The following is a 14,580-nucleotide window of genomic DNA, read 5'->3' on the forward strand; positions in this document are numbered from 1 at the left end:
TAAAAGAAAGGATTTATCCATACATGCAACACCAAAATATTCAAAAAAAAATACTACGTACTATTTGCCCTGATGCAAAAGGACTTATCGCTAAAATCACCAATATTTGTTATAAACATCAATTAAATATTGTTCAAAATAGTGAGTTTGTTGATCATCGTACAGGTCGTTTTTTTATGCGTACCGAGCTTGAAGGTATCTTTAATGATGAAACCTTTCTTGCCGATTTAGATGATGCCTTACCACAAGGTTCAAAACGTGAATTAAATACCGCAGGCCGTCGTCGCATCGTCATTATGGTGACAAAAGAAGCACACTGCTTGGGTGACTTATTAATGAAAAGTGCATTCGGTGATTTGGATGTTGAAATTGCCGCCGTTATTGGTAATCATGACACGTTAAAACATTTAGTAGAACAGTTTGGTATTCCTTTCCATCTTGTTAGCCATGAAGGCTTAACCCGTGATCAACATGATGAAAAGTTAATTACACAAATTAATCAATACAAACCTGATTATGTTGTACTCGCAAAATATATGCGTGTATTAACACCTGCATTTGTACAAAACTTCCCAAATCAAATTATTAATATTCACCACTCCTTCTTACCTGCCTTTATTGGTGCACGTCCTTACCATCAAGCTTATGAGCGCGGTGTTAAAATCATAGGGGCAACAGCACACTACGTAAATGATAATTTAGATGAAGGTCCAATCATCACTCAAAATGTGATCAACGTTGACCATACGTTTTCTGCTGAAGATATGATGCGAGCGGGTCGAGATGTTGAAAAGAATGTTCTTAGTCATGCATTATATTGGGTACTTTCACAACGTGTATTCGTTTACGGTAACAGAACAATCATTTTATAAGTTTTCTGCCACTAATAACGCGAGCATGACTATCTAAATGTAAACCGCGATATCAAGCATATCGCGGTTTATTTTTATCCCTTATTAATAGAGATGATATTAATTAAAATCAACACGATAGCGCATAAAGCTTGAACGATACGCACATTTTTACAGCAGTCAGACTCTTTTTAGTAAAATAGCGCTTTACAGATCTCAGGTATTTGGTATTATTGCGCCCGCTGTCACGGACAGCAAAACAATTTAATGTTGGTGGGATACCCAAGCGGCCAAAGGGAGCAGACTGTAAATCTGCCGTCACAGACTTCGAAGGTTCGAATCCTTCTCCCACCACCATCTCCTCTTCTTTTTAGTCTAGAAAAATCCTTTTCATTCCATTTTATTAATTAAATCTAAAAATCGATTCAATACACTAGAGTGATACTTAGATTTATAGATGTAACAGTTATATCGTATCTTAGGTTGAATTAATGGTATAAAGCATAAGTCTGCTTCATACTCATCTTTCAATGGGTTTTCATCTGTTAATAAAAGAGAATTATGCGTTTGAATAAAACGTAAACAACAATTAAGATCATCCATTATTCTGACACACACAGTCTTTCCTTTATCCCCCATTTCACTCTCTAATTTTTTTATCTTAGTTGTTTTGTATAATGCCGGATCACATAACCAAATATTTTCACTTAAAAGTCTATCAAGATTATTATTTACACTATTTACAAGTGTTTTTTGACAACAAATACCCAAGTGTTTATTTTCTATTTTATGAAGAAGGCTAAATTTTTCACTAATAATTTTATCAGAACTTAATATTAATGTATTACCATCATAATCAGGTATTTCTTCAAAGCTTTCTCTTGAGAATCGCATTATATTTATATGGGAATAATTTTTATTTGCTGCTTGATAAAGCTGAGTTAAATATTGACTTTTACCCCAATCATAATAAACATGAATGCTATTATTTATAATACCCGAGATATGTTTTTTAGTTATCTCTTTTTCCTGTAGATAGAGCGATTTCAAATCATTATAAAGCTCAAGCCCTTCTTGGGTTAAACTCATACCAAACTTCTCTCGTTTAAATAAACGCTTTCCTAATACGGCTTCAAAGTCTTTGATAGATTTAGCGACGGGAGGCGTTGTGCGATTCATCACCCGAGCAGCTTTACTTAATGAGCCATTTTCGACTACGGCCATAAAGGCTTCTAACTTACGAGAAAAAAACATAATTCACCATTCCTTAGCTGTGTAGAATAAAATAATTTCATTAATTCATTTGATGTAAATGAAATAGTGATTAATTAATCTAAAAATTAATTTTATATAAAGGCAGTTTTATATAAATATTCTTTTACCTCCTTTTAATGAATACAATTTATAACTACAATATTATTTTTATTATGTCATCATTCTTCACATATAAAGAATAATAATACTTATATTCTTCTATCAAAGATTAGTTTATGTTTCTAGTTTGTTTAATTAATATTTTTTGTTATGTAATTAATTATTTTTATTAAATTGGCGTACTCTATTTAATAATCTTTATTTTATCTCTCTCTTGATAAGTTGTACCATCATTTCAGTGATTTGCTTACATTCATTTTATGATCCTGTTAGTATAAGGCATCCTATTATTCAATATATAAATGGTTACAGTCACATGAAATTTGTCTCTTTCAATATTAATGGTTTACGCGCTCGTCCTCACCAACTTGAAGCTATCATAGAAAAACATCAGCCAGATGTTATTGGACTTCAAGAAACAAAAGTTCATGATGATATGTTTCCATTAGATACAGTGGGTGCCTTGGGTTATCATGTTTTCTATCATGGTCAAAAAGGGCATTATGGAGTTGCCTTACTCACAAAGGAAAAACCCGTCGCAGTACGTAAAGGCTTTCCTAGTGATGACGATGATGCTCAACGCCGCATGATCATGGCTGATATCGAAACACCCGCGGGTTTATTGACAGTGATGAACGGTTATTTCCCTCAAGGTGAAAGCCGTGATCATGAAACTAAATTTCCAGCAAAAGAAAAATTTTATGCTGACCTTCAAAACTACCTAACTGCCAGCTTAAAACCGACCTCTCCAGTACTTATTATGGGTGATTTAAATATTAGCCCAACAGATAAAGATATTGGTATTGGCGAAAATAATATGAAACGCTGGTTAAAAACAGGTAAATGTTCTTTCTTACCAGAAGAGCGGGAATGGCTGGCAACATTGATGGGCTGGGGATTAACAGATACTTTCCGCCAACAACATCCTGAAGCAGATGATAAATTCTCGTGGTTTGATTATCGTTCTAAAGGATTTGATGACAATCGTGGACTACGTATCGATTTACTCTTAGCCAGTCGTTGTTTAGCGGATAATTGTATTTCAACAGGAATTGATTACGATATTCGTGGAATGGAAAAGCCATCTGATCATGCCCCTGTATGGGCTGAATTTAAAATCTAATCAAATAAAATTTTAATTCAATAAAAGCACTTCGCTAAATATAGAGAAAGTGCTTTTTATTTGTGCTTAACTCTCAGTTGTTGCGTCTTTACTCTGCGCTTTATTTTTTTTGGCGCTTGCTTTATGACTTCCTTTCGTTGCTGTCTTGCGCTTTTTGTTATGCGCCGGTGCAGGAAGATTTCTAAAAGCTTGAATATTCGGACGACGTTTTGCTTGAGTAATCAGCTCTATCAAGGTGTTATTTAATGGCATCATAAAATCTTGATATTTAAATTGCTTTTCACTAATTTGCGTGAGTATCGATTCCCAGTGTGCGGTCATATCCGGTAAGGTTGCCATATCGGGCAATACATGAATTAATGCTCTACCGGCCGGCGTTGAATTAATGGCTCGCCCTTTTTTTTGCAAAAAACCGCGTTTAAATAATAGCTCAATAATCCCCGCCCTTGTCGCTTCAGTACCTAAGCCATCTGTTGCTCTTAGGATTTTCTTAAGTTCTTTATCTTGAACAAAGCGCGCAATTCCGGTCATAGCTGAAAGCAATGTTGCATCAGTAAAAGGCCTTGGGGGCTGCGTTTGCTTTTCAACAATTTCACCCTTTTCACACAGCAACTCATCACCTTTAGCCACTATTGGCAATGCAGAACCATCATTTTCAGCATCTTGCTCTTTCGCACCTAGTAATACTCGCCATCCTGATTGCGCTAAAAAACGTGCTTTAGCAATAAACTTGCCATTCTCAATATCAAGTTCAATAACGCATTTACGATAAACTGCATCAGGCATAAATTGCATTAGATATTGGCGAGCCACGAGATAATAAATATTTTTCTCATTTTCACTTAATGAGATATTACTCGTTTTTGCCGTTGGAATAATCGCATGGTGAGCATCAACTTTTTTATCATCCCAGCAACGATTCTTTTTATCAATATCTAGGGTCGCTTGCGGTAATAGGCTTGGATCATGTGTACTAATCGCATTAATAACAGCATGGCGACCAGCAAAATGTTCATCAGGTAGATAACGACTGTCAGAACGCGGATACGTGATCAGCTTATGTGTTTCATATAGGCGTTGGCATGTATCTAAAACTTGCTGTGCGCTTAAACCAAAACGTTTTGCCGCTTCAATTTGTAATGCAGAAAGTGAAAAAGGAAGTGGTGCTATTTCAGATTCTTGCTTATCTTGATAATCCGTTACATACGCAGGTTTGTTTTTAATTCTCTCAACAACATGCTCTGCAAGTTTACGATTTAATAATCGCCCTTCTTCATCTTGCCAAGGTTCACAATGTTCACTTGGCTGCCAAATCGCAGTAAAGCGTTCATCCGCAGGTGTTACAATGTGTGCTTTAACTTCAAAGAAATCTTTAGGAACGAAGTTTTCAATTTCTTCATCACGACGAACGACTAAGCCTAATACAGGCGTTTGTACACGCCCTACAGATAATACGCCTTGGTAACCATTGCGCTGGCCTAAGAGTGTATAGGCTCGCGTCATGTTGATACCATAAAGCCAGTCTGCTCTTGCTCGTGCCAAAGCAGATACACATAATGGTACAAATTCATGGTTATACCGTAGCTTATCAATAGCACGTGTCACAGCCGCGGGATTTAAGTCATTAATTAAGCAACGGCGTGCCTGTTTTCTTTGCTCTTCACTAATATTTAAATAGTTAAGCACTTCATCTACTAAAAGCTGACCTTCACGATCGGGGTCTCCCGCGTGGATCACTTCTTGTGCCTGCTTAAGCAGTGTTTTAATGGTTTCCAGCTGTTTCTTAACATCAGCTCGGGGTTTCAGTTGCCATTTTTCAGGAATAATGGGCAAATCATCTAACGACCAGCGGGCGTACCGCGGGTCGTATGCATCCGGCTCAGCTTGTTCAAGTAAGTGACCAACACACCACGTCACATACTGGTTATCACCACAAAGAATAAAGCCATCGCCCCGTTTATGAGGTTTTGGCAATACATCAGCAATAGCTCGAGCAAGGCTGGGTTTTTCTGCAATAAATAATCTCATTACGTTAGTTAATCACTTCAATCAACGCTTTTCCTGCCACTGGCTTAGTTAACTCACCGATAGAGGTTAGTTCAATATCAAAACGAGCCGCGACGTCTTTAACTTGTTCCACAGCTTCAGGTAATACTGCTAATAATAAGCCACCTGATGTTTGTGGATCACAGAGTAATTTGCGTTGCATTTCAGTGATCTCACCAATTAAATGACCATAACTTTCAAAGTTACGACTTGTACCACCCGGAACACAGCCTTGTTCAATATAATACTCGACTTCTGGCAATCTTGGTACTTGTGAGAAGTGAATAGTCGCTTGTACACCAGAGCCATCACAGATTTCACTTAAGTGCCCTAATAAACCAAACCCTGTAACATCAGTCATTGCAGTGACACCATCAATATCAGAAAAATCAGAACCGGCTTTATTCATACGACACATAATTTCTGTCGCTAAACCTTGGTGTTCTGGTTTTAATAGACCTTTCTTCTCAGCTGTTGTTAATACACCGATACCCAAAGGTTTAGTTAAAAAAAGCTGACATCCTGCTTTAGCTTCACTGTTTTTCTTCACTTTACTCACAGGCACTACACCCGTTACGGCAAGACCAAAAATAGGTTCTGGTGCATCAATTGAGTGACCACCAGCTAATGAAATTCCTGCTTCTTGACAAGCAGCTCGACCACCTTCAATCACTTCACGTGCAATTTCTGGTGCCAGTTTATTAATTGGCCAACCTAAAATAGCAATCGCCATAATAGGTTTTCCACCCATTGCAAAGATATCGCTGATTGCATTTGTTGCAGCGATACGCCCAAAGTCATAAGGGTTATCAACAATTGGCATAAAAAAATCAGTGGTGCTGATAATACCTGTACCATTTCCTAAATCATAAACAGCGGCATCATCTTTAGTTTCATTACCAACAAGTAAATGAGGATCATGAAATTTAGCTTGTTCGCTGTGTAAAATGGTTTCTAAAACTTTTGGCGAGATTTTACAACCACAACCTGCACCATGACTGTATTGTGTTAAACGAATTGCTTCAGACATAACATGCCATCCTTTTTTTTAAAAATAAGTCACAAAATCAGTTAAGTCAGCAGGAGAAACCGTCATTGGTGCTTTTAAAGCCGGTGTACCTAAATAAAGGAAACCAATAATCTGGTCGTGTTCAGCACAGCCAAGCCCTTCTCTTACAACTGCGTCATGAGTCCAAGATCCTGAACGCCAAATTCCCCCAAATCCTTGTGCAACAGCGGCCATTTGCATTGCTTGTACGCAACACCCCGCTGCAACAACTTGTTCCCATTCAGGCACTTTAGGATGATCTTTCACTTTCGCAATAACGGTGATGATCAATGGGGCACGAAAAGGTGCATTTTTTGCTTTTTCTTCAACCTCGGGGCCTAAATTACTCACAACCGCGGCTTTATGCAGTAATTGGCTAAAACGCTCAATACCTTCATTTTGCATTACAACAAAATGCCAAGGCTTAAGTGCACCATGATCAGGTGCGCGCATACCAGCTTGTAAAATAGTATTGAGGGCTTCACTATCAGGGGCTGGTGTAGTCAGACGGGAAGCTGAACGGCGGTTCAAAAGCAGTGTTAATGCATCCATTTTTATTCTCCTGTCAGCATTTTATTTTAGCAAGATCCCATTCTTATGGGGATGGACAGTTCTTATCAATTCGCAGTATAACAAACTGTTATATTACCACCATCCACAGATTTAGGCGGAAATTTTTCTAAAAGTCAGCGATGTGGTTATTTAATCGTAAATTATTGTTCATAAAATGATTAACATCAGCCTACTCCGTTAATTTAAGTCTATTTTTATCTTTAATTCGACGATTCTCATATTAGTTTGATGCCTTTTTGTGTGAATTTATTTAGCTATTTTTACGTAAAATAACTTTTTACTTAATAACATCTTAAGCAAAAAGTTATCATTCGAGGTTTCCTAAAAATCAATGACAGACATTCAATAAGAGCTATATTAGAATATTCCTTCATTGTTATTGCTATTCTCTCTATTGCTAACAACATTCTTTGTTTTAATAGTATGAGATTATGTGGATGTAACCTGCTTACCAATAATTCTAGCATGACTGTTTAGGATTAAATTTTAGCTTTACATGATGTGGAGATAATATGAATAAAATTATGGAGTTAATCGGCGCAATATTAAAATTCAGTTGGCAAGCCATTAACTTTATCAGGAAATTAATCTTAAACGTTATTTTCTTTTTCCTTCTCTTTATGGTTATTGGTATTTTCTTAATTAGTAAGGAAGCACAAAAACCAATGGATTATGAAGGTGCCCTTCTTGTTGACCTTAAAGGTGTCATTGTTGACCAAACTGCAACCCAAAATCCCTTAGGAGAAGTTGGACGTGAGCTTTTAGGCGTTTCTAGTAGTCAGCTTCAAGAAAATTCATTATTTGAAGTTGTCGACACGTTACGACGAGCAACTCAAGATCCCAAAATTAAAGGTATGGTGCTTAAACTTGATGAATTTGCAGGCGCAGACCAGCCTTCGCTAAATTATATTGGTAAAGCACTTAATGAATTTAAAAAGACAGGCAAACCGATTTTTGCAGTAAGTGGCTATTACAGTCAACCACAGTATTATCTCGCTTCTTATGCAGATAAGATTTACCTCACTTCTCAAGGTGCCGTAGGCATTTATGGTTTTGGCTTTCAAAACCTCTATTACAAAACACTGTTAGAAAATTTAAAAGTTAGTACTCATATTTTCCGCGTAGGAACGTATAAATCCGCGGTTGAACCATTAATGCGTAATGATATGTCTGCAGAATCGCGGGAAGCTTCATTACGTTTAGTTAATTCACTATGGTCTACTTATTTAACCCAAGTTGCAGAAAACCGTAGCATTACCAAAGAAGATGTTTTCCCTGGTGCAAAAGAGATGATTGCACAGCTACGCAATGCAGATGGCGATAACGCAACTTACGCGCTAAATCGTAAATTAGTGGATTCTGTAAGCTCATACGCTCAATTTGAAGCAGATATGACAGAGACCTTCCAGTGGGATAAAGAAAACCAACAATTTAACAATATCAGCATTTATGATTATGCCGATACATTAACTTCATCATTACCTGCAAATGATGAAGGGAATATTGCCGTCGTCGTTGTTCAAGGAGCCATTATTGATGGTGAAAGTATCCCGGGTTCTGCAGGAGGGACAACTATTGCTAATCAAATTCGCCAAGCACGTTTAGATCCGAATATTAAGGCACTTGTATTACGTGTAAATAGCCCTGGAGGTAGTGTTTCTGCATCAGAGCAAATACGCAGTGAAGTTGCCGCCTTTAAACAACAGAAAAAACATGTGGTTGTTTCAATGGGAGGTTTAGCCGCATCAGGTGGATATTGGATCTCAACCCCTGCAAATAAGATTATTGCTAGCCCATCGACATTAACAGGCTCAATTGGCATCTTTGGCGTTATTAATACCTTTGAAAACAGCTTAGAGTCTATTGGTGTTTATACTGATGGCGTCACAACTTCACCCTTAGCCGGATTATCTGTCACAAATAAACTACCTGAAGAGTTTGCAGAACTTTTACAGTTAAATATCGAAAGTGGTTATAAAACGTTTATTCATTTAGTCGCAGAATCTCGTAAAAAAACGCCAGCTCAAATTGACCGTATTGCTCAAGGTCGAGTGTGGGTAGGAATAGATGCAAAGAATGTGGGTTTAGTTGATGAGTTTGGTGATTTTGATGATGCTATTGATGCTGCGGCTAAAATGGCAAAAATTGACCAGCCTGTTGTTGATTGGATGAAACCTGAATTAAGCCTGTCAGAGCAGATCATAATGAGTTTATCGTCTAATGCAAAAGCGCTCCTTCCTGATCCATTACAAGCGTATATACCTGCACCTGTTTTAAAAGAAGTTAAAACCCAGACAGAGTTTTATCGCAATATGAACGACCCGTTAAATCGCTATGCGTATTGTTTATCTTGTGGGGATATTCAATAATCTTTTCAGTCTCAACACCCACCCTTTCAAGGTGGGTGTTTTCTCTTTTATTTCTGACTTTATTTGGCATAATATGCTGGCGATTATTTTTCACTCATTCTTATCAATGATATTTTTAACGCGATGATTTAAAGCGGATATTCATTAATCTCTATTTTATTTTTTTAGCATCCTTTCCTTTTTTTATTCTGTAAACTCCCTATAATCAGATATTTCTCACAGCTGAATAAGAGTGCTTTGTCTGATGCAAAAAAAATCAATCTACGTTGTTTATACTGGCGGTACTATTGGTATGCAACATTCTGAACATGGCTATATTCCTGTATCAGGGCATTTACAACGCCAATTAGCTAAAATGCCAGAATTCCATCGTGAAGAGATGCCCGATTTTACAATCAAAGAGCACCTTCCTTTAATTGATTCATCAAATATCACCCCAGAAGATTGGCAATCTATCGCTGATGATATAAATGAAAATTATCACAACTATGATGGGTTCGTTATTCTTCATGGTACTGATACCATGGCATTTACCGCATCAGCACTCTCTTTTATGTTTGAGAATCTTAGCAAGCCTATTATCGTTACTGGCTCTCAAATTCCTTTAGAAGCCTTACGGTCTGATGGACAAACAAACCTATTAAATGCACTTTATCTCGCTGCACATCATCCAATTAATGAAGTAGCACTTTTCTTCAATAACACGTTGTATCGAGGAAACCGCACAGTAAAAGCACATGCTGATGGCTTTAATGCCTTTGCGTCACCGAATAGCGCACCATTGTTAGAAGCGGGCATTAATATTAAACAATTTAAAATTAACTCCTTTCCCAAAGGGAAAGGGGAATTTATTGCACATAATATTACGCCTCAGCCTATCGGTGTTGTCACGATTTATCCTGGCCTTTCAGATGTAGTAGTGAAAAATATTCTGATGCAACCGGTGAAAGCCTTAATATTGCGCTCTTATGGTGTCGGTAATGCACCATCACACCCTGCTTTACTTTCTACACTGCGCGAAGCAACAGAGCGTGGCATTGTGGTTATTAATCTTACACAATGTATTTCTGGTCGAGTGAATATGGAAGGTTATGCAACAGGCCAAGCATTAGCGGAAGTCGGTGTTATTAGTGGTTATGATATGACATTTGAGGCAACATTAACTAAACTGCATTATCTCCTTAGCCAACAATATAATTACACTGAAATTTGTCGCTTAATGCAACAAAACCTTCGCGGTGAAATGACATTAAACGATAACGACTAAGCTTAATAAAAGGGCAACTTTAGTGAAAAACTCTGCGCTATTACTGGTTGATATACAAAACGATTTTTGTACAGGGGGAGCTTTAGCTGTTAACGAGAGTGAGAGGGTTATTCAAACAGCCAATCAGCTTATTAATGGTTTCAAGCAAACTAAAAGTCCGATTATTGCAAGTTTAGATTGGCATCCAGCCAATCATCTTAGCTTTGCTGAAAATTCAGGTACTGTTGTGGGAGAAATCGGTACACTTAATGGATTACCACAAGTTTGGTGGCCAGTTCATTGCGTACAACATTCTTATGGTGCTGCATTTCATCCTGAATTAAACCAAGCATTAATTAATCATATTATTTATAAAGGGCAAAACCCCCTTATTGATAGTTATAGTGCTTTTTTTGATAACGACCATGAATATCAAACCGGCTTACACACCCTTTTACAGACGCTCAATATAAAACATCTTTATATTTTAGGAATTGCTACAGATTACTGCGTCAAATTTACAGTGCTAGATGCGCTGTTATTAGGATATCAGGTCTCAGTCATTACAGATGGTTGTCGCGGTGTAAATATTCAAAATGACGATAGCGAAAAAGCACTGGAAGAGATGCGAGTAAAGGGTGCAACATTAATTGATTCAGCTCATTGGCTTAATCGTAATAATCAGTAGTTCAGTAGTCCAGTAGTTTCTTTATTTTTTATCTCATAAAATGAAAAAGGAGATACTATTAACCAACTTGATTAATAAATATCCCCTTTTTATCTCTATTCTATTCATTTAACACATGTTTTAGTCATCATCTATTGGCGTTAACGTTGCTAAACGTTCAGATTGAAACTGAGCTTTTAATTCTTGTTTGCTCTTCATGGTAATTTGTCCATTAGTGCCTACTGTCATATGCTCAGGTGTGTGGTTATTTTTCGCCTGCCATAATAAAACAATCTGCATACAATGCTCTTTTTGCTCAGCAGTCAATGCAACGCCATCAGGCCATTTACCTAGTTCAACTGCGGTTGAAATACGCTGATATATTTCAGGTGTTACCATCGAAATAAGTTCATTAACTTCCATTGATTGCTCCATAAGCTAAATAATCACTTGAAATAGCTGAATCGTTTTTTCAGTTGTTATTATTTTGTTAACTCGCTAAATTAACCAGCTTGTTTTTCGCCTGTTTCACTATTCGTAAATGAAAGAGATGCTGAATTAACACAATAACGCTCCCCAGTTGGGGCAGGACCATCATTAAAAACATGACCTAAATGTGCATCACATTGTTGGCAACGGATTTCCGTTCTTTTTATATTATGAGAAAAATCATCAATATAGCGAATTGCACTATCACTAACAGGTTGATAAAAGCTAGGCCAACCACATCCTGCATCAAATTTGGTATCTGAATAAAACAAGGGAGCAGAACAACATAAACAGTGATAAATTCCTGTTTCGCGATTGTGTAATAATTTACCACTAAATGGGGGCTCTGTACCTTGTTGTTGCGTCACATAACGTTGCATTTCGTTGAGTGTTGATAAATCAAGGTGATTGTTATTACTTGAAATATTCACTTTCTTTTCATTATCTGCCATATAGACCTCTTGCCCAGAAAAATGCTTTTTAAAACAACAGTGAATAATAACAAAGATTTAACAACAAATCTGAAAAATATAGTCTAAAATCACTAAGAGTAATCTTTAGTTTTTGAAATGTGATGAGTTTCACATAACAGAGCAAAGGTAACTTCATTTATCGGCATTGATCCCGATAATACACAGCGTAACATTTGTCTAAAACGACCAATCTTTAAGCGAAAAGTGTTTTTTTAATTGATTTTTTGCAATTATTGACACGATTCCGCTTGACGATTGGCGCGGTTTTGGTAACTTTAGAATCAACTTTTTAATTCACTAAATTAAAGCTGGTGGAATACATATGACTATCAAAGTAGGTATTAATGGTTTTGGTCGTATCGGCCGCATCGTTTTCCGTGCTGCTCAAGAACGTTCAGATATCGAAATCGTAGGTATTAACGATCTGTTAGACGCAGACTACATGGCATACATGCTGAAATACGATTCAACTCATGGCCGTTTCAACGGTACTGTTGAAGTAAAAGATGGCCACCTCGTTGTTAATGGTAAAACCATCCGCGTAACTTCAGAAAAAGATCCAGCAAATCTGAAATGGAACGAAGTCGGTGCTGACGTTGTTGCAGAAGCAACTGGTCTGTTCTTAACTGATGAAACTGCTCGTAAACACATCCAAGCTGGTGCGAAAAAAGTTGTTCTGACTGGTCCATCAAAAGACAGCACTCCAATGTTCGTTATGGGCGTAAACCATAAATCATACGCAGGCCAAGACATCGTTTCTAACGCATCTTGTACTACTAACTGCTTAGCGCCTTTAGCTAAAGTTATCAACGACAACTTCGGTATCGTTGAAGGTCTGATGACTACTGTTCACGCAACAACTGCAACTCAACGTACTGTTGATGGTCCATCTTCAAAAGACTGGCGTGGTGGTCGTGGTGCTTCTCAAAACATCATCCCATCATCAACTGGTGCAGCTAAAGCTGTAGGTAAAGTTATTCCTGAGCTGAACGGCAAATTGACTGGTATGTCTTTCCGTGTTCCTACTCCTAACGTTTCTGTTGTTGACCTGACTGCACGTCTGGAAAAACCAGCAACTTACGCTCAAATCTGTGACGCTATCAAAGCGGCAGCTGAAGGCGAACTGAAAGGCGTTCTGGGTTACACTGAAGATGCAGTTGTTTCAACTGACTTCAATGGTGAAGTTCTGACTTCAGTATTTGATGCTAAAGCAGGTATCGCTCTGAACGATAACTTTGTTAAATTAGTTGCTTGGTACGATAACGAAGTTGGTTATTCAAACAAAGTTCTGGATCTGATTTCTCACATCTCTAAATAATTAGAGTTTAGAAAGTCACGATTTCTTTTAGAGCCACCTTTCGGTGGCTCTTTTATTTTCTAGCCAGTCAGTTTATTGTATTGAAATAGTCAGTGACATAAGGTCATAAGATAATGAATGAGAAAATTTTTTCTTTGCCGATTATTGAACAAATATCACCTTACTTAAGTCGTCGGCAATTAGGCGAGCTTTCTATCCTTGTTATTTCACACCCTAAAGTACGCGCAGCTATCAGTCTTCAAGGCGCGCATTTAATTGCTTGGCAACCCGCACAAGAACATCCTGTGTTTTGGGTAAGCGAAGCTTCTCTCTTCACTCCTGGCGTTGCCATTCGTGGCGGTATTCCTATTTGCTGGCCTTGGTTTGCTTCAGCAGGTACACCAAGTCATGGATTTGCGCGAATTATTCCTTGGGAGTTTAGTGCCCATACAGAACAAGATGATGGTGTTCTCATCACTATGACATTAAAAGAGAGCCAGCAGACACAAAAATATTGGCCTCATCCCTTTACTGTTATTGCTCGTTTTAAATTAGGAGCAACCTGTGAGGTTGAATTAGAATCTTATGGTGATTATGAAGCGACAGCTGCCCTTCACTCTTATTTTAATGTGAGTGACATTGATAATGTATCTGTAACCGGCCTAGGAAGCCACTACATTGACACAGTGGCAGATAAAGAGGTTTACACTGATGAAACCTCATTGCGCTTTAATGGGCGCACTGACAGGCTTTATACCGAGCCTGAGGATTTTAACCTTATACATGATGATGGTTGGGATCGCACAATTGAAGTTCATCATTATCATCATAGTGATGTGGTTTGTTGGAACCCCGGCGCAGAGCTTGCAAGTTCAATGAAAGATATGAGTGCAGGTGGCTATCGTAAAATGGCTTGTGTAGAAACTGCTCGTATTCACCAACCATTAAAACCAGATAACGTTCATCCTGGTCGTTTATCTCTGGTAGTTCGTGTTCGTAAAGATATAACCGAAAAATAAATTAT

General features: G+C 37.7%; 13 protein-coding genes and 1 tRNA gene. 8 read left to right on the forward strand and 6 right to left on the reverse strand.

All coding sequences use genetic code 11. From position 1 onward, the window contains the following. Positions 1-23: 23 nt before the first annotated feature. Both purU and DK861_RS14505 read left to right on the forward strand, forming a co-directional pair. On the forward strand, positions 24-872 hold the full coding sequence (purU, locus tag DK861_RS14500) for a formyltetrahydrofolate deformylase (protein ID WP_072064098.1): 849 nt from the start codon (positions 24-26) through the stop codon (positions 870-872). A 251-nt stretch (positions 873-1,123) separates the two neighbouring features. After that, positions 1,124-1,208, forward strand: a tRNA-Tyr gene (locus DK861_RS14505). A 33-nt stretch (positions 1,209-1,241) separates the two neighbouring features. On the opposite strand, the gene DK861_RS14510 is transcribed toward DK861_RS14505, so the two are convergent. Beyond that, positions 1,242-2,105, reverse strand: a complete 864-nt coding sequence (locus tag DK861_RS14510) for a LysR family transcriptional regulator (RefSeq protein ID WP_109400571.1) — start codon at positions 2,103-2,105, stop codon at positions 1,242-1,244. Positions 2,106-2,541: 436 nt separating this feature from the next. Here DK861_RS14510 and xthA point away from each other — a divergent pair, with 436 nt between their 5' ends. Beyond that, positions 2,542-3,348, forward strand: a complete 807-nt coding sequence (xthA, locus tag DK861_RS14515; protein ID WP_109400572.1) for an exodeoxyribonuclease III — start codon at positions 2,542-2,544, stop codon at positions 3,346-3,348. Positions 3,349-3,414: 66 nt separating this feature from the next. On the opposite strand, the gene DK861_RS14520 is transcribed toward xthA, so the two are convergent. From DK861_RS14520 to DK861_RS14530, 3 genes are read right to left on the reverse strand one after another with little or no spacing between them, the layout of a single operon-like run. Further along, positions 3,415-5,376 (reverse strand): DNA topoisomerase III, encoded by a 1,962-nt coding sequence (locus tag DK861_RS14520; RefSeq protein ID WP_109400573.1) that lies wholly within the window; start codon positions 5,374-5,376, stop codon positions 3,415-3,417. A gap of 4 nt (positions 5,377-5,380) precedes the next feature. Then, positions 5,381-6,424: a selenide, water dikinase SelD gene (gene selD / locus DK861_RS14525; RefSeq protein WP_109400574.1), complete on the reverse strand. Its 1,044-nt coding sequence runs from the start codon at positions 6,422-6,424 to the stop codon at positions 5,381-5,383. An 18-nt stretch (positions 6,425-6,442) separates the two neighbouring features. Beyond that, complete coding sequence (locus tag DK861_RS14530; RefSeq protein ID WP_109400575.1) at positions 6,443-6,994, reverse strand: NAD(P)H nitroreductase; 552 nt, start codon at positions 6,992-6,994, stop codon at positions 6,443-6,445. A 533-nt stretch (positions 6,995-7,527) separates the two neighbouring features. Between DK861_RS14530 and sppA the strand changes: the two genes are divergently transcribed. The 3 genes from sppA (at position 7,528) to pncA (ending at position 11,318) form a co-directional block, all read left to right on the forward strand. Beyond that, positions 7,528-9,384, forward strand: a complete 1,857-nt coding sequence (sppA, locus tag DK861_RS14535; protein ID WP_109400576.1) for a signal peptide peptidase SppA — start codon at positions 7,528-7,530, stop codon at positions 9,382-9,384. Positions 9,385-9,628: 244 nt separating this feature from the next. Continuing rightward, on the forward strand, positions 9,629-10,651 hold the full coding sequence (gene ansA, locus DK861_RS14540) for an asparaginase (RefSeq protein WP_072064105.1): 1,023 nt from the start codon (positions 9,629-9,631) through the stop codon (positions 10,649-10,651). Positions 10,652-10,673: 22 nt separating this feature from the next. Continuing rightward, on the forward strand, positions 10,674-11,318 hold the full coding sequence (pncA, locus tag DK861_RS14545) for a bifunctional nicotinamidase/pyrazinamidase (protein WP_109400577.1): 645 nt from the start codon (positions 10,674-10,676) through the stop codon (positions 11,316-11,318). Positions 11,319-11,438: 120 nt separating this feature from the next. Here the strand turns inward: pncA and DK861_RS14550 are convergent, their stop codons facing one another. Further along, positions 11,439-11,720 (reverse strand): DUF1315 family protein, encoded by a 282-nt coding sequence (locus DK861_RS14550; protein WP_072064107.1) that lies wholly within the window; start codon positions 11,718-11,720, stop codon positions 11,439-11,441. 80 nt (positions 11,721-11,800) lie between these two features. Then, positions 11,801-12,238: a peptide-methionine (R)-S-oxide reductase MsrB gene (gene msrB, locus DK861_RS14555; protein ID WP_109400578.1), complete on the reverse strand. Its 438-nt coding sequence runs from the start codon at positions 12,236-12,238 to the stop codon at positions 11,801-11,803. A gap of 343 nt (positions 12,239-12,581) precedes the next feature. Here msrB and gapA point away from each other — a divergent pair, with 343 nt between their 5' ends. Further along, the gene (gapA, locus tag DK861_RS14565) at positions 12,582-13,577 is read left to right on the forward strand and encodes a glyceraldehyde-3-phosphate dehydrogenase (RefSeq protein WP_109400579.1); all 996 of its coding nucleotides are present in this window, start codon (positions 12,582-12,584) and stop codon (positions 13,575-13,577) included. Between the two features lie 113 nt (positions 13,578-13,690). After that, complete coding sequence (locus tag DK861_RS14570) at positions 13,691-14,575, forward strand: D-hexose-6-phosphate mutarotase (RefSeq protein ID WP_109400580.1); 885 nt, start codon at positions 13,691-13,693, stop codon at positions 14,573-14,575. Positions 14,576-14,580: the final 5 nt, after the last annotated feature.

This window comes from Proteus sp. TJ1640 (genome assembly GCF_003144445.1).
Classification (GTDB): domain Bacteria; phylum Pseudomonadota; class Gammaproteobacteria; order Enterobacterales; family Enterobacteriaceae; genus Proteus; species Proteus penneri.

Excerpts from the sequence above, each read along its gene's own strand:
- purU (WP_072064098.1), top strand. The coding sequence starts at position 24 with ATGCAACACCAAAATATTCAAAAAAAAATACTACGTACTATTTGCCCT.
- DK861_RS14510 (WP_109400571.1), bottom strand. The coding sequence starts at position 2,105 with ATGTTTTTTTCTCGTAAGTTAGAAGCCTTTATGGCCGTAGTCGAAAAT.
- xthA (WP_109400572.1), top strand. The coding sequence starts at position 2,542 with ATGAAATTTGTCTCTTTCAATATTAATGGTTTACGCGCTCGTCCTCAC.
- DK861_RS14520 (WP_109400573.1), bottom strand. The coding sequence starts at position 5,376 with ATGAGATTATTTATTGCAGAAAAACCCAGCCTTGCTCGAGCTATTGCT.
- selD (WP_109400574.1), bottom strand. The coding sequence starts at position 6,424 with ATGTCTGAAGCAATTCGTTTAACACAATACAGTCATGGTGCAGGTTGT.
- DK861_RS14530 (WP_109400575.1), bottom strand. The coding sequence starts at position 6,994 with ATGGATGCATTAACACTGCTTTTGAACCGCCGTTCAGCTTCCCGTCTG.
- sppA (WP_109400576.1), top strand. The coding sequence starts at position 7,528 with ATGAATAAAATTATGGAGTTAATCGGCGCAATATTAAAATTCAGTTGG.
- ansA (WP_072064105.1), top strand. The coding sequence starts at position 9,629 with ATGCAAAAAAAATCAATCTACGTTGTTTATACTGGCGGTACTATTGGT.
- DK861_RS14550 (WP_072064107.1), bottom strand. The coding sequence starts at position 11,720 with ATGGAAGTTAATGAACTTATTTCGATGGTAACACCTGAAATATATCAG.
- msrB (WP_109400578.1), bottom strand. The coding sequence starts at position 12,238 with ATGGCAGATAATGAAAAGAAAGTGAATATTTCAAGTAATAACAATCAC.
- gapA (WP_109400579.1), top strand. The coding sequence starts at position 12,582 with ATGACTATCAAAGTAGGTATTAATGGTTTTGGTCGTATCGGCCGCATC.
- DK861_RS14570 (WP_109400580.1), top strand. The coding sequence starts at position 13,691 with ATGAATGAGAAAATTTTTTCTTTGCCGATTATTGAACAAATATCACCT.